Here is a 25,826-nt window from a genome sequence, read left to right as displayed (position 1 = left end):
ACGTAACGCAATGCTTGAGGCGCAACACCGATACTCAAACCATCAGGACCTGAAACGATGACGGACCACGCTTTTCTCGACTCCGACGACCTCACCGCATTGCCGGATTCCGCACGCCGTGTCGCGCTGCTGCTGCGCGAACGCGGTCACGCGGGACGGGTCGTGATGCTGCCGGAAACCGGCAAGACTTCGGCCGAGGCCGCCGCGGGTCTCGGCTGTTCGGTCGCGCAGATCGCGAAGTCGATTCTGTTTCGCCGCCGCGAAGACGACGCGCCGGTGCTGGTGGTCGCGAGCGGCGCAAATCGCGTCGATGAAAAAAAAGTGGCGGCGCAGGTCGGCGAGATTGGCCGCGCGGATGCGAAGTTCGTCCGCGAAAAAACCGGCTATGCGATCGGCGGCGTGTGTCCGGTCGGGCATGCGGTCGAACCCGTCACGCTGATCGACGAAGACCTGCTCGCGCTCGACAGCCTGTGGGCCGCCGCGGGTCATCCGCACGCGGTGTTCAATCTGACCGCGCAGGAACTGATTGCGTTGACGGGCGCGCCGGTGGTCGACGTGGCGCTGCGCGAGACGGCCTGAATCCGATGACAGCGCGAATCGATCACGCAGCGACAGGCGGCGGCGTGCCGTCGCCGTGCATCAACGTGTGCCGGATGGACGCGTCGAGCGGCTGGTGCGAAGGGTGCCTGCGCACCATCGACGAAATCGCCGGCTGGTCGCTCTACGCCGACGACGAAAAACGCGCGGTATGGGACGCGCTCGAAGCGCGCCGCGCCGAATTGATCGCCCGCCAGGCGAAGGTGCAACGATGAATGCGGCGCCGCGCATTGTCACCATTGGCGAGACGTTTAGCGCGACGCTCGCGCTGTCGGCGGATTCGGTGAAAACGTTCGCGACGCTCGTCAACGATCTGAACCCGCTGCATCACGACGAGGCGTATGCCGCGCAAAGCCGATTCGGCGGTCTCATCGCGTCGGGCACGCAGCCCACCGCGCATTTCATGGCGCTTCTCGCCACGCATTTTTCGACCTACGCGCAGCCGCTCGGACTCGAGTTCGATATCAAGCTGAAGAAGGCTGCGCACGCGGGCGACACGCTCGTGATGACATGGCGTGTGCGCGATGCTTACTGGAAGCCGAGCCTGCACGGCGACCTGACGCATCTGGAAGGCACGGTCAAGAATCAGCGCGGCGAAGTGACCGTTGTGGGCGCATCGACCATTCTCGTGATGCCGAAGCCCGAAGCGTCCGTCGACGCGAGCATCAACACGGGCACGCTATGACCGAGTTGACCACCACATTGCCCATCGCATTGCCCTCATCAGTGCGCGTGTTCGAGCGCGGCTGGCTGTCGTCGAACAATGTGCTGCTCATCGACAACGACTGCGCCGCGCTCGTCGATACCGGCTACGCGACGCATGCGCAGCAAACGCGTGCGCTCGTGCAACAGGCGCTGGGCGAGCGGCCGCTCGATCTGATCGTCAACACACATCTGCATTCGGATCATTGCGGCGGCAACGCGTTGTTGCAAACGACGTGGCCGTGCCGCACGCTCATTCCCGCCTGCGAAGCCGGCGCGGTGCGCGACTGGGACGAAGCGCGTCTGACTTTCCGCGCGACCGCGCAGAGCTGCGAGCGCTTTGTGTTCACCGGAACGATCGCGCCGGGCGCGATGCTGCGCCTCGGCGCACTCGACTGGCAGGTGCTCGGCGCGCCCGGCCACGATCCGCATTCGCTGATGCTGTACTGCGCGGCCGAACGCGTGCTGATCAGCGCCGACGCGCTGTGGGAAAACGGCTTCGGCGTGATCTTTCCGGAGCTCGAAGGCGACAGCGGCTTTGCCGAGCAGCAGGCGGTGCTCGAGGCGATTGCCGCGCTCGACGTGCGCGTCGTGATCCCCGGTCATGGCGCGCCCTTCACGAACGTCGAGCAGGCGCTGGAGCGCGCTTTCTCGCGGCTCGCGTGGCTGCGGGCCGATCCGGCGCGCAATGCAAAGAATGCGCTGAAGGTATTGATCGTCTTCAAGCTGCTCGATGTGCGCGCAACGAGCTTCGCGGCGTTGCTGGAGATGCTCGACTGCGCAGCGGCAATGCGCGCGGCGGCCTTGATGCTGAGACCGCGCGTCGAGTGGCCGGCGCTTCTCAAAGCGATCGTCGACGAGCTGGCTGCCGGGAACGGGCCGCTTACGGTGGATGGTGAAAGGATCGTCGCGCGATAGTGCTGCAACCGGGAATGCAGTCGTGCAGTGAAGTAAGGCAGCGACGTGCAGCAGCAGCGCTCACGCAAAAACCGCCGCCACAAAAAGAAAGCCGCTCAACCTGTGAAGGCGAGCGGCGGAAATTCTGTCGGACGTGATCAGCGTCTGCCCGAATGATACGCGCGCGCGATTTTCGGCCGCATCAGTGATTTCCCTACAGATGCATGACGGCGGCTGTTAACCCGCATACACGCCGGCGCGCGCAAACCGGCGCCGACATTAGCGTTGCGAACCATTAGTCCGCTGATATGAACAAACGTGGTTCGTTTGCAATCCGTAGCATTTGGGCGGTTGCATCGGCTGCCTCCGGCTGAAACAGGAAAGCGCCGCATTCAAACAGACGGCGCGCGTCTTTGCGGCACGATCCGCCAGCCGAGATTGACGCCCGCAGCGGCAAGCAGAATCAGCACCGCGCCCAGCACCTGAATCCACGCAAGCGTCTGTCCGAACGCGATTCTGTCGACGATGATCGCGACCACCGGATAGATGAACGACAGCGCGCCGGTCATCGAAGTCGGCAGCTTCTGGATCGCGCCATACAGCAGCACATACATGAGCCCGGTGTTGACGACGCCCAGCACGACCAGCTCGAGCCACTGAACGCCCGTGGCCGGCAGCGCGTCGAAACGCACGAGCGGCGCGAGCATCACCACGCCGAGCGACACCTGGATCAGCGCGATCAGATGCGGCGGCGTGCCCTTCAAATGCTTGGTGATGATCGACGACACCGCGTACATCGCCGCCGCGCCGACCGCATACCCGATGCCGACCAGATACTGCCCCGGCACGGCGAGCACCGCGGGCTCGACCTTCACGACGAACACGAGCCCAATGAACGCGAGCACGAGCCACAGCACCGTCGACGCGCTGATCCGCTCGCGAAACACGATTGCGCCGAGCGCGACCAGCATGAAAGGTTGCGTGTTGTAGACGGCCGTCGCCATCGAGATCGACGCACGCGAATACGCGGCGAACAGCAGCACCCAATTGGCGACGATCGCCGCGCCGCCGAGCAGCGCGAGGCCAACCATCTTCCACGAGAACAGCTTGCGCCTGAAGAAGCCGAGCACTGCGCATACGAGCGCGAGCGTCGCGCCACCGAAAATGCAGCGGAAGAACACCACGTTAAATGCGCTTTGCTGCGACGACACGACCAGCCAGCCGATTGTGCCCGACATCAGCATTGCCACGCTCATCTCCGCCGCGCCGCGGCGGATGTCGTTTGAAGCCATGATTCGATCCTCGAATGGATTCCTGTATGGCAAGCAGTGTAAATAATCCGGTCGAGCGAATACATGGATAAACTTAAGCCATACCGCCATACCACCTAAAATTCGAAGGCCGTCATGACGAAACGCCTTACTCCGTTAGCGCCTGTCCCGCTCGACGAAACCGATCGCGCGCTACTCGCCGCGCTCGCCGAAGATGCGCGCCGCCCGGTCAGCGAACTGGCGCGGCTCGTCGGACTTTCGGCGCCGAGCACGGCCGAGCGCATCCGCAGGCTCGAGGCGCAAGGCGTGATCGAGCGCTTCACGGTGCAACTCGATCCGCGCGCGCTCGGCTTCACGCTGCAAGCCATCGTGCGTGTCAAGCCGCTGCCGGGGCAGTTGCATCTGGTGGAAGAAGTGATCCGGCGAATTCCGCAGTTCGTCGAATGCGACAAGGTGACGGGCGACGATTGCTTCATCTGCCGTCTTTATCTGCGGACGATCGATCAGCTTGACGAGATTCTGTCGAAGGTCACCGAGCGCGCGGAGACCAGCACGGCAATCGTCAAGTCGACGCCCTTGGCGCGGCGGCTGCCGCCGCTTGGTTAGGCGCGCGAAGCACAACCGCCTTCGCGCTTTACCGCTCTATCGCTTCAAAGAAGGACAGCATTTCGGCGAGCAATTCGTCCGGCGCCTCTTCCGGCAAATAGTGGCCGCACCGCAGCGAACGCCCGCTCACGTCGCGCGCGACATGACGCCATTCGGCGAGCGCGTCGAAGCACTTTTCGATGACGCCGTTCTCGCCCCACAGCACACGCAATGGGCAAGCAATCTTATGCCCGCGTTCGATGTCGGCGCGGTCGTGTTCGAGATCGATGCTCGCCGACGCGCGGTAGTCCTCGCACATCGCGTGCACCGCGCCGGGTTGCGCGAGCGCCGCGCGATACGCGTCGAGCGAGGCCGGTTCGAACGGCGCGAGACCAGCATGACGGCTGCCCATCACCGCATCGACATACGCGGCGGGATTGGCGCCGATCAGCGTCTCTGGCAGCGGCTCGGGCTGGATCAGGAAGAACCAGTGGAAGTAATGCGTGGCGAACGTGCGGTCGGTGGCTTCGTACATCGCGAGCGTCGGCGCGATGTCGAGCAGCATCAGACGCTCGACGGCATCCGCGTGATCGAGCGCCATGCGATGCGCGACGCGCGCGCCGCGATCGTGCGCACAAACGAGAAACCGCTCGAAGCCGAAGTGGCGCATCACGGCGACCTGATCGGCGGCCATCGCGCGTTTGGAATACGGCGTGTGCGCCGCGTCGCTCGCGGGCTTGCCCGATGCGCCGTAGCCGCGCAGATCGGTGGCGATGACCGTGAAGTGCTGAGCCAGTCGCTCGGCGCAGCGCGCCCAGATCAGATGCGATTGCGGATGGCCGTGCAGCAGCAGAAGCGGCGGCCCCGCTCCGCCCTTCACTCCAAAGATATCGGCATCGCCCGCGGCGACGCGAAAGGGCGTGAAATTCTCGAAGGCCATGGCCGTGTCTCTTGTCGTTTGGAGTGCGTGCATTGTAAAAGCCCAATGTGTCCGCACGCGGTGGGATAGCCCACGCAAGCATAGAACCTGAACACTCCTTCCAACCGTTCTAAACGATGCGGCGAACGCGGCGCGAGCGCTTCGCCTATAATCGAACGACCGTTCTTAAACGTTCCAGCATCTATGCATGCTGTCGGCTGCAACGCGGCGCGCGCCGCATGCCGCTAAACTCATCAAATAGCCGGGCGCCTCGCGCACACCGGCTCGTCAATCAGGAGACTCGCACTATGGCATTGCCCGCCGTTCTGCAAAATCTGGCGTTGCCTGTCGTCGCCTCGCCGATGTTCATCGTCAGCTATCCCGAGCTCGTGCTGGCGCAGTGCAAGGCCGGCATCGTCGGTTCGTTCCCGGCGCTGAATGCGCGCCCTGCCGAGTTGCTCGACGAATGGCTCACGCAGATTCAGGCGCAACTCGCCGAGCATCGCGCTGCGAATCCCGACGCGCGCATCGGACCCATTGCCGTCAACCAGATCGTTCATCAATCGAATACGCGGCTCGAGCACGACGTGCGCGTATGCGTCGAACACAAGGTGCCGATCTTCATCACGAGCCTGCGCGCGCCGGCGCGAGAAATTGTCGACGCCGTGCACAGCTATGGCGGCATCGTGCTGCATGACGTGATCAATTTGCGTCACGCGCAGAAGGCGCTTGAAGCGGGCGTCGACGGTTTGATCCTGGTGGCGTCGGGCGCGGGCGGTCATGCGGGCACCACGTCGCCGTTTGCGCTGGTCGGCGAAGTGCGGCGCATTTTCGACGGCCCGATCGTGCTGTCCGGCGCGATCGCGAACGGCGGCTCGATCCTCGCCGCGCAAGCGATGGGCGCAGACCTCGCGTACATGGGCACGCGCTTCATCGCGACCAAAGAGGCGCACGCGGTGGAGAGCTACAAGCAGGCTATCGTGAGCTCGTCGGCGTCGGACATCATCTACACGAACCTGTTCACGGGCGTGCATGGCAATTACATTCGCGAGAGCATCGTCAACGCCGGGCTCGATCCGGATGCGCTGCCGGAATCGGACAAGACCAAGATGAACTTTGCCAACGAAAAGGCCAAGGCGTGGAAAGACATCTGGGGCGCGGGCCAGGGCGTCGGCCTGATGGACGACGTGCCGAGCGTGAGCGAACTGGTCGCGCGTTTGTCGAAGGAATACGACGACGCGAAGGCGCGCCTCGGCATCGCGCGCTGACGCCAGGCTTCGCCCGCCTACATGTTCCGCCGATACTGCCCGCCAACCTCGAACAGCGCGTGCGTGATCTGCCCGAGCGAGCACACGCGGACCACGTCCATCAGCACCGCAAAGACGTTTTCATCGTCGATCACCGCGCGCTTCAGACGCTCCAGCGCGGCAGGCGCGGCCTCGCGATGCCGCGCCTGAAAATCGCGCAGGCGTTTTAGCTGGCTTTGCTTTTCTTCGTCGGTGGAACGGGCGAGCGCGATGGGCTGCGGCGCCTCATGCGGATGCGCGCTCACGAATGTATTCACACCCACGATCGGATACGAGCCGTCATGCTTGCGATGCTCGTACAGCATCGACTCGTCCTGAATGCGTCCGCGCTGATAACCCGTCTCCATTGCGCCGAGCACGCCGCCGCGCTCGGTGAGCCGGTCGAACTCGGCGAGCACCGCTTCTTCGACGAGATCGGTCAATTCGTCGATCACAAAACTGCCCTGATTCGGGTTCTGATTCTTCGCGAGTCCCCATTCGCGATTGATGATCAACTGAATCGCCACCGCGCGACGCACCGACTCTTCGGTGGGTGTGGTGATGGCTTCGTCGAAGGCATTGGTGTGCAGCGAGTTGCAGTTGTCGTAGATCGCGATCAGCGCTTGCAGCGTGGTGCGAATGTCGTTGAAGTCGATCTGCTGCGCATGCAGGCTGCGCCCCGACGTCTGCACGTGATACTTGAGCTTCTGGCTGCGCTCGTTCGCGCCGTAGCGTTCGCGCATCGCGATTGCCCAGATGCGTCGCGCGACGCGGCCGAGCACCGTGTATTCCGGGTCCATGCCGTTCGAAAAGAAGAACGACAGGTTCGGCGCGAAGTCGTCTATCGACATGCCTCGTGCGAGGTACGCCTCGACATAGGTGAAGCCGTTGGCGAGCGTATAGGCGAGTTGCGAGATCGGATTCGCGCCGGCCTCGGCAATGTGATAGCCGGAGATCGACACCGAATAGAAATTGCGCACGCCGTGTTCGACAAAGTACGCCTGAATATCGCCCATCACTTTCAGGCTGAATTCCGTCGAAAAGATGCAGGTGTTCTGGCCTTGGTCTTCCTTGAGGATGTCGGCCTGCACGGTGCCGCGCACGTTTTCCAATGCGATGCGGCGCGTCGCGGCGAGTTCGTCGTCGGTGAGTGCGCGGCCTAGTTCGTGTTGCTTGCGCGTGATCTGCTGATCGATCGCGACGTTGAAAAACATCGCGAGGATGGTCGGCGCGGGACCGTTGATCGTCATCGACACTGAGGTTTCCGGCGCGCACAGATCGAAGCCGTCGTAGAGCGCGTGCATGTCGTCGAGCGTCGCGACCGACACGCCCGAATTGCCCACCTTGCCGTAGATGTCCGGCCGTTCGTGCGGCTCCTCGCCGTACAGCGTGACGGAATCGAAAGCAGTGGAAAGACGCTTGGCCGGCATGCCCTCGGACAGCAGCTTGAAACGCCGGTTGGTGCGCGACGGATCGCCTTCGCCCGCGAACATACGCGTCGGGTCTTCGTTTTCGCGGCGGAATGGGAATACGCCTGCGGCGAACGGGAAGTAGCCAGGCAGATTCTCGAGCATCAGCCAGCGCAAAATCTCGCCGTGATCGACGAACTTCGGCAGCGCAACTTTGCGGATCGGTGTGCCGGACAAGGTGGTGACCGTGAGCGCCGTGCGGATCTCGCGGTCGCGAATGCGGATGACGTGTTCATCGCCGGAATACGCGGCGACGGTTTGCGGCCAGGCGTCGAGCAGCTTGCGTTCGTGTTCGCCTAGTGCGGCTGTGCGTTGCTCGATTAGTGTGTCGAGTTGGGCTGTGGGTGCGTTGGCGTTTGTGTCGTTGTTTGTGTCGTTGTCATTCGTGTCGGCTTCGCCGAGCATTCGGCGCGCTTCGATGAGTTGCCAGCGTTCACGCGCGATGCGCGCCTGCGCATCGGCGCGCTCGCGATAAACGTGAACGGTCTGCGCGATTTCCGCGAGATAGCGCACGCGCGCCGGCGGGACGATTGCATGACGGCCGCTCGAAAACCGCAGGTCGGCTCGCGCGGACAGACGTCCGCCGCCGTCCGCGCGCAGGCCATGCTTGTGCAACGCGTTCGCGAGATGCACGTAGAGCGCGGTCACGCCGTCGTCGTTGAAACGCGAAGCGATGGTGCCGAACACCGGCATCGCGTCGGGCGGCTTCGCGAACTCGCCGCGATTGCGCTGTACCTGCTTCGCGACGTCGCGAAGCGCATCGGCGGCGCCCTTGCGGTCGAACTTGTTGATCGCGACGAAGTCGGCGAAATCGAGCATGTCGATTTTTTCGAGCTGGCTCGCCGCGCCGAACTCAGGCGTCATCACGTACAGCGATTCGTCGACGAACGGCACGATGGCGGCGTCGCCCTGACCGATACCCGACGTCTCGACGACGATCAGGTCGAAGCCCGCCGCCTTGCAGAGCATCAGCGCGTCGGGCAGCGCGTTCGAGATTTCGCTCGACGCCTCGCGCGTCGCCATCGAGCGCATGTAGACACGCGCGCCGCCGTCCCAATCGCCGATCGCGTTCATGCGGATGCGGTCGCCCAGCAGCGCGCCGCCCGACTTGCGGCGCGATGGGTCGATGGCGAGCACGGCAATGGTGAGCGCGTCGCCGTAATCGAGGCGGAAGCGGCGGATCAGTTCATCCGTCAGCGACGATTTACCCGCGCCGCCCGTGCCGGTGATGCCAAGCACGGGAATCTGCGCGGCTTGCGCCAGGGTCGCGATTTTGCTGCGCTCGGCCGCGGTGACGGCGCCGGTTTCGAATGCGCTGATGAGTTGGGCGAGGTGGCGGAACGCGATGGCGGTGGGCTGTTCGGTGCGTCCAGCCATCAAACCGTCGATCCATTCGCCGACTGCGCCAACCGCGCCGCCCCGCGCCGCGGCGCTCTCGCGCGCGAGCGCCGCGCACCGCCCAATCATGTCGTCGATCATGCCTTGCAGGCCAAGCCGCTGGCCGTCGTGCGGTGAATAGATTTTTTCGACGCCGTATCGTTCCAGTGCGACGATTTCCTCGGGGACGATCACGCCGCCTCCGCCGCCGAACACCTTGATGCGCTCGCCGCCGCGCGCGCGCAGCAGATCGACGAGATAGCGGAAGTATTCGTTGTGGCCGCCCTGGTAGCTCGACACCGCGACGCCGTCTGCGTCTTCCTGAAGCGCGGCGGTCGCGACTTCATCGACGGAACGGTTATGGCCCAGGTGGATGACCTCCACGCCGCTTGCTTGCAGAATGCGCCGCATGATGTTGATCGACGCGTCGTGGCCGTCGAACAAGGCTGCGGCAGTGACGAAACGCAAGCGCCGGCCGGCGGGCAGCTCGTGGCTGGCGGCGCGCTGCGGCGAGGACAGATCGGTCATGTCTCCCCCAATCGTTACGCTGTTTGCGTGTGCGGGTGCTGGCAACCAGTATAGCGAAAGGGGGCGCTACCTCACCGCCATCGCCTTGATCTGCTCAAGCGACGGCCACAGCGATTCGTTCGCGAAGCGGTCAGCCAGAAAATCCACGAACGACCGGACTTTCGCCGACAAATGGCGGCGGCTTGCGTAGACGACATGGATCGGCAGCTCGCGCGGCGGCACTTCATCGACGAGCAGCGGCACGAGACGCCCTTCCGCCAGATCGGCGCCGATCACCTCAGTGCCGAGCAGCGCGATGCCCGCGCCATGCAGCACCATCACGCGTTGCGCCTCGAGATGGTTGACGATCAGATTGCCGGACAAGCGCACACGCGCCGCTTCGCCCGTGGTTTGCAGGACGTCGAGCGCCGACACGCCCGCGTACTGCAGATAGTTGTGGCGCGCGAGATCGGCGGCTGTTTTGGGCGTGCCGCGCCGGCGCAAGTAATCGGGCGACGCGCACAGCAGCAGATGCGCCATCGCGATCGGCCGGGCAATCAGCGACGACGACTTCATGCCGCTCGGCGAAGCGCGAATCGCAACGTCGAAGCCCTCGTCGATCAGCTCGACCACGCGGTCGGACAACGTGATGTCGACGGTGACCTGCGGATACTGCGCGGCGTAGTCGGCGACGGCGGCCATCACGTGGCTGAGCCCGAACGCCGACAACGACGACACGCGCAAGCGCCCTTGCGGCACCACGCTCGCCGCGCCGACCACCTGCTCGGCTTCCTCTAGTTCGGTGAGCACCTGACTCAGGCGCTCGTAGTATTCACGGCCCGCCTCGGTCGGCGCGACGCGGCGCGTCGTGCGATTGAGCAAGCGCGCGCCGAGCTGCTGCTCGAGATGCATGACATGCTTGCTCGCCATCGCCGCCGACATTTCCATCCGCTCAGCCGCGCCGACGAAGCTGCCCACCTCGACCACTTGCCGGAACACTTTCATGCTGACGAGGGTGTCCATCGAATCGCTCGCTCAAGGAATTAATCGGCGTCATTTTGCATGGTTTATCAAGAGCCGGTGGGGAAAGGCGGCGGGCGAGCAATGCGGGATGGCTAAAACGACGAAAGCCCGCGTTCGGTGAGAACGCGGGCTTTGTGGTTACTGCGAGCCTGGCTGCGACTTCGACTGCAACGTTAACTGCGCCGAACATCGCTCGGCGCGCAGCGACACAAGCGAGCCGCCGCGCCCCGCGTTTCAGCCGCGCCTAGAACTTCGCGCGCAAGCCGACGCCGTACGTGTTGCCGCTCGACTGATTGCTGATGTGGTCGTACAGATAAGCCGCATAAACATCGGTGCGCTTGGACAGCGGATAGTCGTAGCCGACCGCGGCCGTCTGACGGGTCTGGTCGAAGCCGCCGCCATCGCGCGAGTACGCGTACGACGCCATCACCGTGCCCGGCCCGAACGGCACCGACACGCCGCCTTGCGCCGTGTTCACATGCCAGCTCGTCAGCGTCTGGTCGTTATGCGTGTACATGTACTGACCGAACAGCTTCACGTACTTCAGGTCGTACGACAGGCCGAGTTGCGCGACGCTTTGCGCCTTCAGGCCCGGCACGCCCGACGAATCGAAGCTGCCCAGATCGCCCGGCGTGTTGTTGAAGTTCACGTACTGGTAGACGGCGGTCGCGGCGAACGGGCCGTGGAAATACAGCACCTGGCCGCTCCACTTCTTCGCGCCGTTCTGCGTCGTGTTGCCGAGCGCGTACATCGCGCTTGCCGACAGTCCGTTGAAATTCGGCGATTGGTACTGCACCGCATTATTCCAGCCGGAGTCGCCGGTCACGCCCTGGTCCGTCGAGTACGTCGGGAACGTGCCGAGCCCGAGATAGACGTGGTAGACCATCGGCGAGAAAACGTACGAGTCGATGAACGGGTTGAAGAGGATCGTCGACACGAACAGATGGGTGGTCAGACGGCCGGCCGTGACCGTGCCGTACGGCGATTCGATACCGACGTAGGCGTTGCGCGAGAACGTGCTGTCGCCGGTGAAGCGGCCGTACTGGCCGTTTTGCGCGCGGAAAAATCCTTCGAGTGTGAAGATCGCCTTGTAGCCGTTGCCCAGGTCCTCAGCCCCCTTGAAACCCCAGTACGAGGTCGACATGCCGCCGCCGGACACGCCCACTGCGGTCTTGCCGCCGGGGAATTTCTGCGCGCCGACCCATTCGTCGACCTGGCCATAAAGCTGCACGCTCGATTGCGCGAAAGCAGACGATGCGCCGGCCAGCAAAGCAGCACATGCGGTCGCCTTGAGGGTGGTCTTCAGCGCACGGCTGATGTTTGTTTTCATGGATTCTCCAGTCTTTGTCAAAAAGGGTGTGGCTGTGCGAAAGGGCAAGCTCGCGCGAACCATTGTTGTTGTCCGTCCGATCATCGAGCCAATCTGGGCGGGACCATCTTTGCGGACCATTTTTATAAACAAAAACATGGCTCGTTATTGCCGGTATATCGGTCTGATTAGGTTCGTCGTTTATCGGCCTGTTAAAGACCGTTGTGCAAGCCGTTTCGCGGTGCCGCGGCAGACGCAATGAATCGCGCCAGGCAGCGCTCGCGGCACGCCAGCCGGTTAATAACGCTTCACATGACATCCCGATGACGCAGCGCCGCATAACCGCCCCGATTTGACGACGGGAGACGGTCTGCTGCCGAGTGTTTTCAAAAAAGTGTGGCGTCGAAACGTCAACTAGAGCGGAGGCGTTTCAATGCTTGTGAGAAGAGAATTGAGATGTAATGCGGATGCGAAGCGGATTGAAAGGCGGAGTTGCTTGTGAAATGCGCGGGATACGTCGTGGAGCAACGGACGTTGTATGCGTATGCGACGTGCGCGTGTAAACGCCTCGGGCCAAACCGGCTGCAAGCGGCCAACGTCAGCGCAAGTTAGTTACGGTAGGGCGAAGCTTCGGGCGGGCGGCTGTCGTCGCCCTGGCGCTGGATCGAGCGGATGGAGCTGCGTTCTTCGTTATATCGCGCGACGTCGGCGCGGATCGAGCCCGAGCGAACCGGCGGGTTGGACTGCGGCCGCTGTCCGGGACGCGATTCAGCGCTGACGGGCGTGATCACGCCAGGGTACGGAATTCCGCCGCGGCCTTCGCCGGGATAAGAGCCCGGTCCGGCGACACGGCGAATGTTGGAGACAGGCACACCGGAGCGATGGAAGGCGCCGCCCACGTCGCGATTGACGTAATTGCCATGACCGTAGCTGTCGACGGCGAAACCGGCAACGCCCGGCCCTTTGGCGTAGGCGAACGAGCACAGCGCGACAACAAGCGCGCCCCACAGCCAGTGCTTCGTTCTCGACAACCCGTCCACCCGTGACTCACTTGCCCGAAGACTTGCCTGAAGCCCACCGTTCGAGCTGCGGCGGACTTGTTGAGGGACTGGCGCGGGCGCCGCGGAAAAGCTCGCGGCGCGGGGCATTCCCGACGGCCTTTGAACGGTAATTTATGGTCGTCGGCAGAGGGTGTCGAGCCAAAAAGTGTTAGGCCTCGCCCGCGGTTGTAACACCTTGTTACTGCGACGTTTTTCTACGACATAACCCTTGCGGAAACCGCCTTATGGCGGTGCCGGATCGCGCTCCTGGCATTCGCGGAACGCGTAGCGGAAACCGGGTGGCAAGGGTCTGTTTGCGCGCATGATGTCGGGACCGACAAAGCCGAAACCGTGCGCCTCGCGCATGCACAACCGCCTGCGAATTCACGGCCAACCGTGGACAGCACGCGGCTCCGAATGCGCATCACTCATCAATCGATTCGGCAAATGAATTTGCGTTTTCAATCGCTTTCGCAGGACAATACTGGTTTTCCCTGGCGCTGATCCGCGGCGCTTCGCGCACGCGCCTTGCGTGCAGTCCCGCATTACCGATTTCGAGAATCCGACATGGCCCGCCCGAAACTGCTTCCCGACAACTTCACCTTGTGCCTCGTCGGCACCGTGATATTCGCCAGCCTGTTGCCGGTTCACGGGCAGGCCGCCGTCGGGTTCGACTGGGTCACGAACGTCGCGGTCGGCCTGCTGTTCTTCCTACACGGCGCGAAGCTTTCGCGGGAAGCGATTGTTGCGGGCGCCACGCACTGGCGTCTGCATATAGTCGTACTGCTCAGCACGTTCGCGCTGTTTCCGCTGCTCGGCCTCGCGCTTAAACCGCTCCTTTCGCCACTTGTCACGCCGGCGCTCTATGCCGGGGTCCTCTTCCTCTGCACGCTGCCGTCGACGGTTCAGTCCTCTATCGCGTTCACGTCCATTGCCAAAGGCAACGTGCCGGCCGCCGTTTGCAGCGCGTCGGCCTCGAGTCTGCTCGGCATCTTCGTCACGCCAGCGCTCGTCAGCGTCCTCGTCACGAATCAGGCGGCGGGCGGTAGCTCCCCTTGGCACACCGTCGGCAATATCGTGCTGCAATTGCTGGTGCCGTTCGTGGCGGGGCAACTGCTGCGCCCGCTGATCGGCAAATGGATCGAGCGGCATCGCAGCGTGCTCAAGTTCGTCGACCAGGGCTCGATTCTGCTGGTGGTGTACGGCGCGTTCAGCGAGTCCGTTACCGAGGGCCTGTGGCACCAGATTCCGCTCTCCGCCCTCGGCGGCGTGCTGCTCATCAGCGTGGTGCTGCTCGCGCTCGCGCTGGGCGTCACCATTCTCGTGAGCAAGCGGCTCGGCTTTTCGCGCGCGGACCAGATCACCATCATCTTTTGCGGCTCGAAGAAAAGCCTGGCCGCCGGCGTGCCGATGGCCAAGGTCATCTTCGCCTCGCAGGCCGTGGGCGCAGTCGTTCTCCCGCTCATGCTGTTCCATCAGATCCAGTTGATGGTGTGCGCCGCGCTCGCGCAGCGCTGGGGCGCCCGCGACATGAGCGGCGAAACGCGCGCCGCCTCGCGCGGGCAAACTGCCGCCGCCGTGGCTCGTCGTTGAACTCGCCGCTGAGTTCGCCGCTGAGTTCGCCGTTGAATACGCGCGCAATGCAAATAGAACATTCATAAGCGCCCTCCCTGAGCGTCGTTTTTCGAAAAGCCGCCTTGCGCGGCTTTTTGCTATTTCACGCGCAAACGCCGCGGTTGTCGCCTCGGCCGGATGGCATAGGCCGATTCCGCAAAATTCCTGGGACAGCGCTCGCGCACCACTCAAGTGCAACGCTTCATCAAAAGTTCACTTAATTCTTCGCATGGGCGGTCGTTAAGCCGCAGGTCCATCGCTACGCCGACCTGCCATGCAACTTCGCTCGCCCTCCCGATCCGCCGCGCCGCGCATCGACGAACTGATTGCCCGGCGTGAGCTGTCCGCCGTGTTCCAGCCCATCATCGACTTCGAGGACGGCGCGATTCTCGGCTACGAAGGCCTGATCCGCGGCCCGGCCGGCACGCCGCTCGAAGCGCCGTTCGCGCTCTTTTCGCAGGCGCTCGCCGAAGGCTGCACGATCGAGCTCGAGCAGGCCGCCGCGCGCGCGTGCATCGACGCGTTCGCGCAGCTCGGCCGCGACGGCAAGCTGTTCCTCAACTTCAGCGCGGGCGCGCTGCGGCGCCTGGCCGACGCGCCCGACGAAACGCTCGCGCTGTTGCGCCACCGCGGCGTGGACCCGCAGCGCATCGTGATCGAGTTGACGGAGCAAAGCACGATTCCCGACGTCGGCGCCTTTCTGCCCGTGATCGCCTGCCTGCGCACGGCGGGCGCGCAATTCGCGCTCGACGATTACGGCACCGCGAACGCCAGCATGAATCTGTGGGTGCGGCTGCAACCGGACGTCGTGAAGATCGACCGCTTCTTCATTCACGACATCGCCTGCGATCCGCTGAAATTCGAAGCTGTTCGCGCGATGCAGCACTTTGCGAGCGCGAGCGGCGCGCGGCTCGTCGCCGAAGGCATCGAGAACGAAGCGGATCTGATCGTCGTGCGCGATATGGGAATCGGCTGCGGGCAAGGCTTTTTCTTCGGCCGTCCGCATGCGCAGCCGGCCAGCAAGGTCACCGACGACGCCCGCGACGCGCTGCGCGCCGGCCACATCGCCGTGTTTCCCGAAGCGACGCGCACGCTCGGCGGCGCATCGCCATCGGGCGGCATGGCGTCGGAAAAGATGCTCGTGCACGCGCCCGCGCTGCCGCGCCACGCGACCAACAACGACGTGCTCGAACTCTTCAACCGGCTGCCCGAACTGCACGCGGTCGCCGTCGTCGAAGACGACGAGCCGGTCGCGCTGATCAACCGCCGCAGCTTCATGGACCGCTACGCGCTGCCCTATCACCGCGAGCTGTTCGGCAAGCGGCCGTGCCTGCTGTTCGCGAATGCGTCGCCGGTCGTGATCGAGAAATCCATGACGGTCGAGCAAATGGCCAAGCTGCTCGCAAGCGACGACCAGCGTTATCTCGCCGATGGCTTCGTCATCACCGAAAACGGCAAGTACGCGGGGCTCGGCACCGGCGAAAACCTGGTGCGCGCGGTCACCGAAGTGCGCATCGAAGCGGCGCGCTATGCGAACCCGCTGACTTTCCTGCCCGGCAACATTCCGATCAGCTCGCACATTGCGCGGCTCGTCGGCAACCACGCGGGTTTCTACGCGTGCTATGTGGACCTGAACCACTTCAAGCCCTTCAACGATCAATACGGCTACTGGCAAGGCGACGAAGTGCTGAAGTTCGCCGCTGCCGTGCTCGCCGACGTCTGCGACCCGACGCGCGACTTTCTCGGCCACGTCGGCGGCGACGACTTCCTGATCCTGTTCCAGAGCGACGACTGGCGCGAGCGTGTGCTGCGCGCGATCCATGCGTTCAACGAAGGCGCGCAGCGTTTCTATGCGCCCGCGGACCGTCTGGCCGGGGGCATCCACGGCGAGGACAGGCGCGGCAATCCGACCTTCTTCGGCTTCGTGACGATGGCGATTGGCTGCGTGCGCGTCGAGCCGGATTCCGCCGACGGCGTGTCGCTCTACAACAGCGAGGCAATCGCCACGGTCGCGGCGCTGGCCAAGCGGCGCGCGAAGCTGGAAGCGAGCGGCTTCGTGCTGATCGGCGCCGAGGAAAGCGTGGCGTTGTTACGCGGACAGTCGGAAGCCGCGCTGCACGCAGACTGACGGACTGATAGCGCTCATAGAGGCGAGAGCGCCGCGGAATGCTTTTCCCCGGGCGTGTTTAGCTAGTTTTACTAAACACCAAAAACTCACAAATAGCCCGTACATGCGGGTATTTACGGGTGTGGTCAGCGCTTTTTTCAGGCTGTTTCGGCTACGTTTTACTATACAATCGCCCGGACCCAAACACCGCGCGGCCGCCTTTGCACGGCCGCCTGCTTCGATGGCGATAACCATTCGCGACGTCGCGCGCGCGGCCAGCGTGTCGATCGGCACCGTGTCGCGCGCACTGAAAAACCAGCCAGGGCTTTCCGAGGCCACCCGCGTGCGCGTGGTCAAGGCCGCGCGCGAACTCGGCTACGACGCCGCGCAACTGCGTCCGCGTATTCGCCGCCTGACCTTCCTGCTGCATCGGCAGCACAACAACTTCGCCGTCAGCCCGTTCTTCTCGCATGTGCTGCATGGTGTCGAAGACGCGTGCCGCGAGCGCGGCATCGTGCCGTCCGTGCTGACTGCCGGCCCGACCGAAGACGTGATTGAGCAGATGCGTCTGCATGCGCCGGACGCCGTCGCCATCGCAGGCTTCGTCGAGCCCGAGACGCTTGCCACGCTCGTCGCGATGCAGCGGCCGCTCGTGCTGATCGACCTGTGGGCGCCCGGCCTGCGCTCGGTCAATCTCGACAACGCCGCGGGCGCCGCGCTCGCCATGCGCCATCTGTTCGAACAGGGGCGCAAGCGCGTCGCGTTCATCGGCGGATCGCTTGCGCACTTCAGCATCGCGCAGCGCGCGCTCGGCTACCGGCGCGCGTTTTTCGAAGCGGGGCTGCTGTTCGACCCGTCGCTGGAAGTGACGATCGACGCCGGCCTCGACCCCGACAGCGGCGCGGCCCGCGCGATGCAGCAACTGCTCGATGCGCCCGGTCCGCGTCCGGACGCGGTATTCGCCTACAACGACGCCGCCGCGCTCGCGGCGCTGCGCGCCTGCTTCGCGCGCGGCGTGCGCGTGCCGGAGGACATCGCGGTGATCGGCTTCGACGACATTCCCGCCGCCGCGCATGCCACGCCGCCGCTCTCCACTATCTCCGTCGACAAGGAAGCGCTCGGCCGGCGCGGCGTCGAATTGCTGCTCGAAGACGCGCCCGCCGAAACGGAAGTCCGCTTGCCCGTCCATCTCATCGCCCGTGCCAGTACTTTGGTGAAAACGCCATGATGCAATCCGCCACGCCTCATTCCGCGAACGGCCCCGCCGTGCCGCCCGTCGCCAGCTTCAGAAGCCGTGAGTTTCTGCTCTCGCATATCGAGGACACGCTGCGCTTTTACGCGCCCAACGTGCTCGATCCGAGCGGCGGCTTCTTCCACTTTTTCCGCGACGACGGTTCCGTCTACGACAAAACCACGCGGCACCTGGTGAGCAGTTGCCGCTACGTGTTCAACTACGCGATGGCGTATCGCCAGTTTGGCGACCCGAAGCATCTGGAATACGCGCGCCACGGTCTGCGCTTTTTGCACGACGCCCATTGGGACGCGCAGCACGAAGGCTACGACTGGGAGATCGAGTGGCGCGACGGCAAAAAGCGCACGCTCGACGCCACGCGTCATTGCTACGGCCTGGCCTTCGTGCTGCTCGCGTATTCGCATGCGGCCATGGCCGGCATCGAGGAAGCCAAGCCGATGATCGGCGCGACCTTCGAGTTGATGGAGCACCGCTTCTGGGACGCCGCCGCGGGTCTCTATGCCGACGAAGCATCGCCCGAATGGCGCGTGAGTTCCTATCGCGGGCAAAACGCGAACATGCACACCACCGAGGCTTTGCTGACCGCGCATGAAGCGACCGGTCACCTCGTCTATCTGGATCGCGCCGAACGCGTCGCGTCGAACATCACGCTGCGTCAGGCGAAACTCTCGCAGGGTCTCGTGTGGGAGCACTTTCATGCGGACTGGTCGGTGGACTGGCACTACAACGAGGAAGACAGCTCGAACATTTTTCGTCCGTGGGGCTTCCAGCCGGGGCATCAAACGGAATGGGCGAAGCTGCTGCTGATTCTCGAGCGCTACCGTCCGTTGCCGTGGCTCTTGCCGCGCGCAATCGAACTGTTCGACGCCGCGATGACGCACGCATGGGACGAAGACCACGGCGGCCTCTACTACGGCTTCGGCCCCGACGGCACCGTCTGCGATCACGACAAATACTTCTGGGTCCAGGCGGAGACTTTCGCGACCGCCGCGCTGCTCGGCAAGCGCACGGGCAACGAGCGCTTCTGGGACTGGTACGACGAGATCTGGCGCTATAGCTGGACGCACTTCGTCGATCACAAATACGGCGCCTGGTATCGCATACTCACCTGCGACAACCGCAAATACAGCGACGAAAAGAGCCCGGCCGGCAAGACCGACTATCACACGATGGGCGCGTGCTACGAGGTGCTCGCGCACGCGCTGCCCGACGGCGCGGCCGCAGCCACTGCAACCGTTCAAACGGAGCAGGCAAAATGAGCAACGCAAACGCAAACGCAACCACGAACAGCGAACTGCCGGTTTTCGTTTCGGCAGGCGACATCCTCACCGACCTCGTGCGCACGGGCGCCTCGCAATGGCTGTCGCGTCCGGGCGGCGCCGGCTGGAACGTGGCGCGCTGCGTGGCGCGGCTCGGCTTGCCGACCGCGTGCGCGGGCTCGCTAGGCGTCGACAATTTCTCCGACGAGCTGTGGGACGCGAGCGTCGCGGCCGGCCTCGACATGCGCTTCATGCAGCGCGTCGAGCGCCCGCCTTTGCTCGCGATCGTTCATCGCACGCATCCGCCCGCCTACTTCTTCATGGGCGAAAACGGCGCCGATCTCGCGTTCGATCCCGCGCACCTGCCGGCCGGCTGGATGGAGCGCGTGAAGTGGGCGCACTTCGGCTGCATCAGTCTCGTGCGTCAACCGCTTGGCGATACGCTCGCGGCATTGGCCGCCGAGTTGCGCTCGCGCGGCGTGAAGATCAGCTTCGATCCGAACTACCGCAACCTGATGGAGCATGGCTACGAACCCACGCTGCGCAAAATGGCCGCGCTCGCCGATCTCATCAAGGTCTCCGACGAAGACCTGCGCCTGCTCTTCAAGACCGACGACGAAGCGCAAGCACTCGCCCAGTTGCGTTCGATGAACCCGAGCGCCACGGTCCTCGTCACTCGCGGGCCGGAAACGGCGCTGCTGATCGACGGCGCGATGACGGTCGAAGCGCGGCCGCCGCGCGTTGAGGTGGTGGATACGGTCGGCGCGGGCGACGCGTCGATCGGCGGCTTGCTGTTCAGCCTGATGACCGCTTCGCAACGCGCGTGGCCCGAGCATCTGGCGTTCGCGCTGGCGGCGGGCGCGGCGGCGTGCCGGCATGCGGGCGCGCATGCGCCGTCGCTGGATGAAGTCGTCGCGCTGTTGTAACGCGGGTGGTTTATGTTGGTGTTGCGCTGTCGTTGCGCGCGGCCTGCGCCCTGCGGCACGCCGCCGCTTCTGCCGATGCGCGATGGCCGTGCTAGCATGAAAACACGGCAACCTTTGGAACGAGGAGCGACGCCATGGAGGACATCACCTACACCAAAGGCATCTACACGGCCACTGCGTCGGTAAGAGAACTCGATCGGGACACCTGGCAAGGCGTAGTCACACTCGCGCGCGACGAAGGCGAAGCGAGCGAGGACCAGGAAACCACCGTCTACGAAGTCGAGGCTACGTCGTCCACGCCAGGCGAGGCACTGGAAGAAGCGAAGGCGCTCGCTCATCGCATACTCGGGGAGATCGAACTCTAGGCAGACCGGCGCCCGCGCTCGTGCATCCGCGCCGCGCCGCCTGAACGCAATGGTTGGAGGCTATCATGGCTGAACAGCTGTTCCTCTACGGCGTGTACTCGATTCACGTGCGCCCGATCGAACTCAGCGGCGCGCGCTGGGACGCCGAGTACGAAATCCGGCATCGCGAGAAAGCGGTCAAGCCGTGGACGACCGTCGGCGGCGACAACGGTTATGGCGACTCCGCCGAGGCGATCGCGGCCGCGCATCAGCAAGCGGTCGAGGACATCGAACACGGCGCGGGCATTCCGAAGCCGCGGGCGTTTCCATAAAGCGGCATTAAGGCTTGCGAGTGCGAAGCGCGGCGCGGCGTGCGGCTTTCCGGCGCGCCGCGCTTCGCACTCACAAGCCGCGTTCGGCGAGCCAGGCGCCGTGCTACGCTTGCGCCGTTTTCATTCCTCGAGCACGCGATGGCTACCGAACCGACCGACCGTTTTCCCGGCATCGGCGACGCTGAAGAGCGCGCGCGAAAACGCCGCTTGCGCGGCAGCCGCGAACTGCGTATCGAGGATCAGGTGGTCGTCGCGCACGGCATGCCGATGCGGTTCTGGCAGGATCTCTATCACCGCGCGCTAACGGTTCGCTGGCCGACGTTTTTCGTCTCGCTCGCGGTGCTGTTCATGCTGCTCAACACGAGCTTCGCCGCGCTCTACATGCTCGGCGACGCACCGATTGCCAACCTGTATCCAACGGGCTTCGGCGGCGCGTTTTTCTTCAGTGTCGAAACGCTCGCCACCGTCGGTTATGGCGACATGCATCCGCAAACGGTCTACGCGCACTGGATCGCCACGCTCGAAATCTTCGTCGGCATGTCGAGCATTGCGTTGGCAACGGGGCTGATATTCGCGCGCTTCTCTCGCCCGCACGCGAAGATCATGTTCGCGCGCTACGCGGTCATCCGGCCGCTCGACGGCCACATGACGCTGATCGTGCGCTCGGCCAACGGACGTCAGAACGTGATCGCCGAAGCGCATGCGCGGCTGCGCATTCTGCGGCGTGAAACCACGGCCGAAGGCTACACATTGCGGCGGCTTCATGACCTGACGCTCGTGCGCGATCAACATCCGGTGTTCAAGCTCGGCTGGAGTCTGATGCATGTGATCGACGAAGAGAGTCCGCTGTTTGGCGAAACCGCCGAAACGTTGAAGGCGCGCGACACCTCGCTGCTGCTGACGCTCGAAGGCGTCGACGAATCGACGTCGCAAACCATGCAGGCGCGCCATATGTGGTCGTGCGACGAGATCTTCTGGCATCACCGTTTCGTCGACATCATGAGCGAGCAGGACGGCGTGAGCCATATCGACTACTCGCATTTCGACGAGATCGTGCCGCTCGACGAAGCGCCTGTCGCGGCAAGCGTGCGGCCGTAAGCGGCGATAAACGGCCAAAGCAGCAACACGCGAAGCGCGGGCGAGAATCGCCCGATATAACCCGGCGAAGCACCCAGGGCATACCCGAAGCCATCCTTCGCGTGGCATATCCATCTCAAAACCGCGTCAAAACGCGGCGCTCTTCGCGCGCCTTCGCGTGCATGCGCGGAAAGTAGAAAAAATCCACTCTGATTGGCGCTAAAAAATAGAGTCTCTTTCGCTGCGCGGGCTTCGTGGTTCCCACCGGTCCCCATCGCGCGCGCGAATGCAAAATTACGGAGACTCACCCATGACCGCTCGCCTGCCCATCGACGGCACGCCCGCTCTCGCCGACTACAAGCTGTCCGACAATCTCACCGCGACCCGCGGCCGCATCTTTCTGACCGGCACGCAGGCGCTCGTGCGCCTCGCGTTGATGCAGCGCGCGCTCGACCAGGCGCGCGGCATGAACACCGCCGGCTTCATCAGCGGCTATCGCGGCTCGCCGCTCGGCATGGTCGATCAGCAATTGTGGAAGGCGAAGAAACTGCTCGAAGCGAGCGACGTGCGCTTTCTGCCCGCGATCAACGAAGAACTCGGCGGCACCGCCGTGCTCGGCACGCAGCGCGTGGAAGCGGACCCAGAACGCACGGTCGAAGGCGTGTTCGCGATGTGGTACGGCAAGGGCCCAGGCGTCGACCGCGCGGGCGACGCGCTCAAGCACGGCAACGCGTACGGCTCGTCGCCGCATGGCGGCGTGCTGGTCGTGGCCGGCGACGATCACGGCTGCGTGTCGTCGTCGATGCCGCATCAAAGCGACTTCGCGATGATGGCGTGGCACATGCCGGTCGTGAATCCGTCGAACATCGCCGACATGCTCGAGTTCGGGCTATACGGCTGGGCGCTGTCGCGCTTCTCGGGCGCGTGGGTCGGCTACAAGGCGATCTCCGAAACCGTCGAATCGGGCTCGACCGTCGATCTCGATGCGCTGCGAACCGACTGGACCGTCCCGCACGATTTCGAAGCGCCGGCAGGCGGCCTGCATAACCGCTGGCCCGACTTGCCGAGCCTCACCATCGAATCGCGGATGCACGCGAAACTCGACGCCGTGCGCCATTTCGCCAGAACCAATAGCATCGACAAATGGATCGCGCCGAGTCCGCATGCGAACGTGGGCATCGTCACCTGCGGCAAGGCGCATCTCGACTTGATGGAAACGTTGCGCCGCCTCGATCTGACCGTCGCCGACCTGGACGCGGCCGGCGTGCGCATCTACAAGGTCGGCTTGTCGTTTCCGCTGGAAATGACGCGCATCGATACGTTCGTCGACGGTCTTTCCGAAGTGCTCGTGATCGAGGAGAAAGGCCCGGTCATCGAGCAGCAGATCAAAGACTATCTGTACAACCGCACGCAAGGTGCGCGGCCGGCCGTGATCGGCAAGCATGCGGAAGACGGCAGCATGCTGCTGTCGTCGCTCGGTGAATTGCGGCCTTCGCGCATTCTGCCTGTGTTCGCGAACTGGCTCGCGAAGCACAAGCCTGCGCTTGATCGCCGCGAGCGCGTGGTCGATCTGGTCGCGCCGCAAATTCTTTCGAACGCCGCCGACAGCGTGAAGCGCACGCCGTATTTCTGCTCGGGCTGCCCGCACAATACATCGACGAAAGTGCCTGAAGGTTCGATTGCGCAGGCGGGCATCGGCTGTCACTTCATGGCTTCGTGGATGGAGCGTGACACCACCGGTCTCATTCAGATGGGCGGCGAAGGCGTGGACTGGGCATCGCATTCGATGTTCACGAAAACGCGCCACGTGTTCCAGAATCTCGGCGACGGCACGTACTTTCATTCGGGCATTCTCGCGATCCGCCAGGCCGTCGCGGCGAAAGCCACCATCACGTACAAGATTCTCTATAACGACGCGGTCGCGATGACGGGCGGCCAGCCGGTCGACGGCAGCATTTCCGTGCCGCAGATCGCGCGTCAGGTGGAAGCCGAAGGCGTATCGCGCTTCGTCGTGGTCAGCGACGAGCCCGGAAAATACGACGGCCATCACGATCTTTTCCCGAAGGGCACGACGTTCCATCACCGCAGCGAAATGGACGCCGTGCAGCGCGAACTGCGCGACACCGACGGCGTGACCGTGCTGATCTACGACCAGACCTGCGCCGCCGAAAAACGGCGTCGCCGGAAAAAAGGCGAATTCCCCGATCCGGACAAGCGGCTCTTTATCAACGAGGAAGTGTGCGAAGGCTGCGGCGATTGCGGCGTGCAGTCGAACTGTTTGTCGGTGGAGCCCGTTGAAACCGCGTTGGGACGCAAGCGCCGCATCGATCAATCGTCGTGCAATAAAGATTATTCGTGCGTGAACGGCTTTTGCCCGAGCTTCGTGACGGTCGAAGGCGGCAAGCTGAAGAAAGCCGCGGGCGTCGCGTTCGATCCGCAAGCGCTGACCGAACGCGTGAACGCATTGCGGCTGCCCGCCACGCAGCTCGGCGCCGCGCCGTACGACATTCTCGTGACGGGCGTCGGCGGTACGGGCGTCGTGACGGTCGGCGCATTGATCAGCATGGCTGCGCATCTGGAAGGCAAGAGCGCGTCGGTGCTCGACTTCATGGGCTTCGCGCAAAAGGGCGGCTCGGTGTTGTCGTTCGTGCGCTTCGCGGCGCGCGACGAATGGCTGAACCAGGTGCGCATCGACACGCAGCAGGCCGACGTGCTGCTCGCCTGCGACATGGTGGTGGGCGCAAGCGCCGACGCACTGCAAACGGTACGTCATGGGCGCACGCGCATCGTCGTCAACACGCATGCAATTCCGAACGCGACCTTCGTCACGAACCCGGACGCGACGCTGCACGCCGACGCGCTGATCGACAAGATGCGTCATGCGGCCGGAGCCGAACGCATGTCCGCCTGCGACGCGCAGGCGCTCGCCACGCGTTTTCTCGGCGACACGATCGGCGCGAACATTCTGATGCTCGGCTTCGCATGGCAACTCGGCCTCGTGCCCGTGTCGTTCGGCGCGTTGATGCGTGCGATTGAGTTGAACAACGTCGCGGTGCAGATGAATCAACTCGCGTTTTCTATCGGCCGTCTTGCCGCCGACGATCCCGCCGCGCTCGAATCGCTGTGGCAGGCGCGGCATGCGGCGAAGCAAACGGTGCGCGTCGATACGCTCGATGAACTGATCGCGCATCGCGAAGGCCGTCTGCAAACTTACGGCGGCGCGAGCTATGTGAAGCGTTATCGCGCGCTGGTCGACGCCGCGCGTCGCGCCGAACATGCGGTGGATGCAAGCAGCGAACGCGTGACGCGTGCAGTGGCGACGACGTTTTATCGCTTGCTCGCGGTGAAGGACGAATACGAAGTCGCGCGCCTGCACACCGACGCCGCCTTCCGCGAAGCACTCGAAGCGCAATTCGAAGGCGTCGCGGGCAAGGACTTCGGCATCAAGTTCAACCTCGCGCCGCCGACGCTCACGCGCCCGCATTCCGGTGGGAATCCGACCAAGAAAACCTTCGGTCAATGGATGTGGCCGGTTCTCGGCGTGCTGGCAAAAGTGCGTGGACTGCGCGGCACGATGCTCGATCCGTTCGGCCGCACGCTCGAGCGCAAGATGGAGCGCGAACTCGCCGACGACTACGAAACCACGTTACAGCGCGCGCTTGCCAAGCTCGACGCCGGCAATCTCGAAGACGTCGCGAAGCTCGCCGATCTGCATGCTCGCGTGCGCGGTTACGGTCACGTGAAGCTCGCGAATCTCGCAGGCGTGAAGCGTGGCGAACGTGAACTCGCGGCGCGCTTGCAGATTGAAGCGTCGACGGGAGCGTCGGTGAAGAAATCGCTGGAGGATGTTAAAGGCGCGGGGCAGTTGCGCGGCATTCCGGTCGTGGTCGCGAAGTAGTACGCGTTGTAGAAACCGGCGCAACGCTTGCTGTT

21 protein-coding genes are annotated in these 25,826 nt (G+C 64.0%); 15 read left to right on the top strand and 6 right to left on the bottom strand.

Annotation, left to right across the window (positions count from 1 at the left end; all coding sequences use genetic code 11):
* The first annotated feature begins 57 nt into the window (after positions 1-57).
* From P0D87_RS09980 to P0D87_RS09965, 4 genes are read left to right on the top strand one after another with little or no spacing between them, the layout of a single operon-like run.
* Positions 58-579, top strand: coding sequence for a YbaK/EbsC family protein (locus P0D87_RS09980; RefSeq protein ID WP_006048167.1), 522 nt, complete (start codon positions 58-60; stop codon positions 577-579).
* Positions 580-584: 5 nt separating this feature from the next.
* On the top strand, positions 585-812 hold the full coding sequence (locus P0D87_RS09975) for a DUF1289 domain-containing protein (protein ID WP_053857414.1): 228 nt from the start codon (positions 585-587) through the stop codon (positions 810-812).
* Positions 809-1,282, top strand: coding sequence for a MaoC family dehydratase (locus P0D87_RS09970; RefSeq protein ID WP_029969556.1), 474 nt, complete (start codon positions 809-811; stop codon positions 1,280-1,282). The genes P0D87_RS09975 and P0D87_RS09970 overlap by 4 nt, the downstream gene beginning before the upstream one ends.
* Positions 1,279-2,217, top strand: a complete 939-nt coding sequence (locus tag P0D87_RS09965; RefSeq protein WP_053857413.1) for an MBL fold metallo-hydrolase — start codon at positions 1,279-1,281, stop codon at positions 2,215-2,217. Before P0D87_RS09970 ends, P0D87_RS09965 begins: the two co-directional genes overlap by 4 nt.
* Positions 2,218-2,588: 371 nt before the next feature.
* Here P0D87_RS09965 and P0D87_RS09960 read toward each other — a convergent pair whose 3' ends face one another.
* A complete protein-coding gene (locus P0D87_RS09960; protein ID WP_053857412.1) occupies positions 2,589-3,488 on the bottom strand; it encodes a DMT family transporter in 900 nt (299 codons plus the stop codon).
* 114 nt (positions 3,489-3,602) lie between these two features.
* Here P0D87_RS09960 and P0D87_RS09955 point away from each other — a divergent pair, with 114 nt between their 5' ends.
* Positions 3,603-4,073 carry an Lrp/AsnC family transcriptional regulator gene (locus P0D87_RS09955; protein ID WP_053857411.1) on the top strand — a complete coding sequence of 157 codons (471 nt, stop codon included), beginning with the start codon at positions 3,603-3,605 and terminating at the stop codon, positions 4,071-4,073.
* Positions 4,074-4,101: 28 nt separating this feature from the next.
* On the opposite strand, the gene P0D87_RS09950 is transcribed toward P0D87_RS09955, so the two are convergent.
* Positions 4,102-4,992 (bottom strand): alpha/beta fold hydrolase, encoded by an 891-nt coding sequence (locus P0D87_RS09950; RefSeq protein WP_053857410.1) that lies wholly within the window; start codon positions 4,990-4,992, stop codon positions 4,102-4,104.
* Positions 4,993-5,279: 287 nt separating this feature from the next.
* Between P0D87_RS09950 and P0D87_RS09945 the strand changes: the two genes are divergently transcribed.
* Complete coding sequence (locus P0D87_RS09945) at positions 5,280-6,239, top strand: NAD(P)H-dependent flavin oxidoreductase (protein ID WP_006048174.1); 960 nt, start codon at positions 5,280-5,282, stop codon at positions 6,237-6,239.
* A 17-nt stretch (positions 6,240-6,256) separates the two neighbouring features.
* On the opposite strand, the gene icmF is transcribed toward P0D87_RS09945, so the two are convergent.
* The 4 genes from icmF to P0D87_RS09925 form a co-directional block, all read right to left on the bottom strand.
* The gene (gene icmF / locus P0D87_RS09940) at positions 6,257-9,631 is read right to left on the bottom strand and encodes a fused isobutyryl-CoA mutase/GTPase IcmF (RefSeq protein WP_053857409.1); all 3,375 of its coding nucleotides are present in this window, start codon (positions 9,629-9,631) and stop codon (positions 6,257-6,259) included.
* Positions 9,632-9,697: 66 nt separating this feature from the next.
* Positions 9,698-10,633, bottom strand: coding sequence for a LysR family transcriptional regulator (locus tag P0D87_RS09935; RefSeq protein WP_053857408.1), 936 nt, complete (start codon positions 10,631-10,633; stop codon positions 9,698-9,700).
* Positions 10,634-10,877: 244 nt separating this feature from the next.
* Complete coding sequence (locus tag P0D87_RS09930; protein ID WP_006048177.1) at positions 10,878-11,963, bottom strand: porin; 1,086 nt, start codon at positions 11,961-11,963, stop codon at positions 10,878-10,880.
* A gap of 587 nt (positions 11,964-12,550) precedes the next feature.
* A complete protein-coding gene (locus P0D87_RS09925; protein WP_053857407.1) occupies positions 12,551-12,982 on the bottom strand; it encodes a hypothetical protein in 432 nt (143 codons plus the stop codon).
* A gap of 567 nt (positions 12,983-13,549) precedes the next feature.
* Between P0D87_RS09925 and P0D87_RS09920 the strand changes: the two genes are divergently transcribed.
* The 9 genes from P0D87_RS09920 to P0D87_RS09880 all read left to right on the top strand — a co-directional run bounded on the left by P0D87_RS09920 (position 13,550) and on the right by P0D87_RS09880 (position 25,791).
* The gene (locus P0D87_RS09920; protein ID WP_006048180.1) at positions 13,550-14,575 is read left to right on the top strand and encodes a bile acid:sodium symporter family protein; all 1,026 of its coding nucleotides are present in this window, start codon (positions 13,550-13,552) and stop codon (positions 14,573-14,575) included.
* A gap of 295 nt (positions 14,576-14,870) precedes the next feature.
* On the top strand, positions 14,871-16,724 hold the full coding sequence (locus tag P0D87_RS09915) for an EAL domain-containing protein (protein WP_053857406.1): 1,854 nt from the start codon (positions 14,871-14,873) through the stop codon (positions 16,722-16,724).
* Between the two features lie 220 nt (positions 16,725-16,944).
* Positions 16,945-17,931 carry a LacI family DNA-binding transcriptional regulator gene (locus P0D87_RS09910; protein WP_006048182.1) on the top strand — a complete coding sequence of 329 codons (987 nt, stop codon included), beginning with the start codon at positions 16,945-16,947 and terminating at the stop codon, positions 17,929-17,931.
* Positions 17,928-19,214, top strand: a complete 1,287-nt coding sequence (locus P0D87_RS09905) for an AGE family epimerase/isomerase (protein ID WP_053857405.1) — start codon at positions 17,928-17,930, stop codon at positions 19,212-19,214. Before P0D87_RS09910 ends, P0D87_RS09905 begins: the two co-directional genes overlap by 4 nt.
* On the top strand, positions 19,211-20,140 hold the full coding sequence (locus tag P0D87_RS09900; RefSeq protein ID WP_053857404.1) for a carbohydrate kinase family protein: 930 nt from the start codon (positions 19,211-19,213) through the stop codon (positions 20,138-20,140). Before P0D87_RS09905 ends, P0D87_RS09900 begins: the two co-directional genes overlap by 4 nt.
* Positions 20,141-20,274: 134 nt before the next feature.
* Positions 20,275-20,505: a hypothetical protein gene (locus tag P0D87_RS09895; RefSeq protein ID WP_006048185.1), complete on the top strand. Its 231-nt coding sequence runs from the start codon at positions 20,275-20,277 to the stop codon at positions 20,503-20,505.
* 65 nt (positions 20,506-20,570) lie between these two features.
* Positions 20,571-20,816, top strand: a complete 246-nt coding sequence (locus tag P0D87_RS09890; RefSeq protein WP_006048186.1) for a hypothetical protein — start codon at positions 20,571-20,573, stop codon at positions 20,814-20,816.
* A 138-nt stretch (positions 20,817-20,954) separates the two neighbouring features.
* Positions 20,955-21,914 (top strand): ion channel, encoded by a 960-nt coding sequence (locus P0D87_RS09885; protein WP_006048187.1) that lies wholly within the window; start codon positions 20,955-20,957, stop codon positions 21,912-21,914.
* 289 nt (positions 21,915-22,203) lie between these two features.
* On the top strand, positions 22,204-25,791 hold the full coding sequence (locus P0D87_RS09880) for an indolepyruvate ferredoxin oxidoreductase family protein (protein ID WP_053857403.1): 3,588 nt from the start codon (positions 22,204-22,206) through the stop codon (positions 25,789-25,791).
* Positions 25,792-25,826: the final 35 nt, after the last annotated feature.

The organism is Paraburkholderia sp. RL17-368-BIF-A (assembly GCF_046054045.1).
Lineage (GTDB): Bacteria > Pseudomonadota > Gammaproteobacteria > Burkholderiales > Burkholderiaceae > Paraburkholderia > Paraburkholderia graminis.
This window is presented reverse-complemented; position numbering and strand designations above follow the sequence as displayed.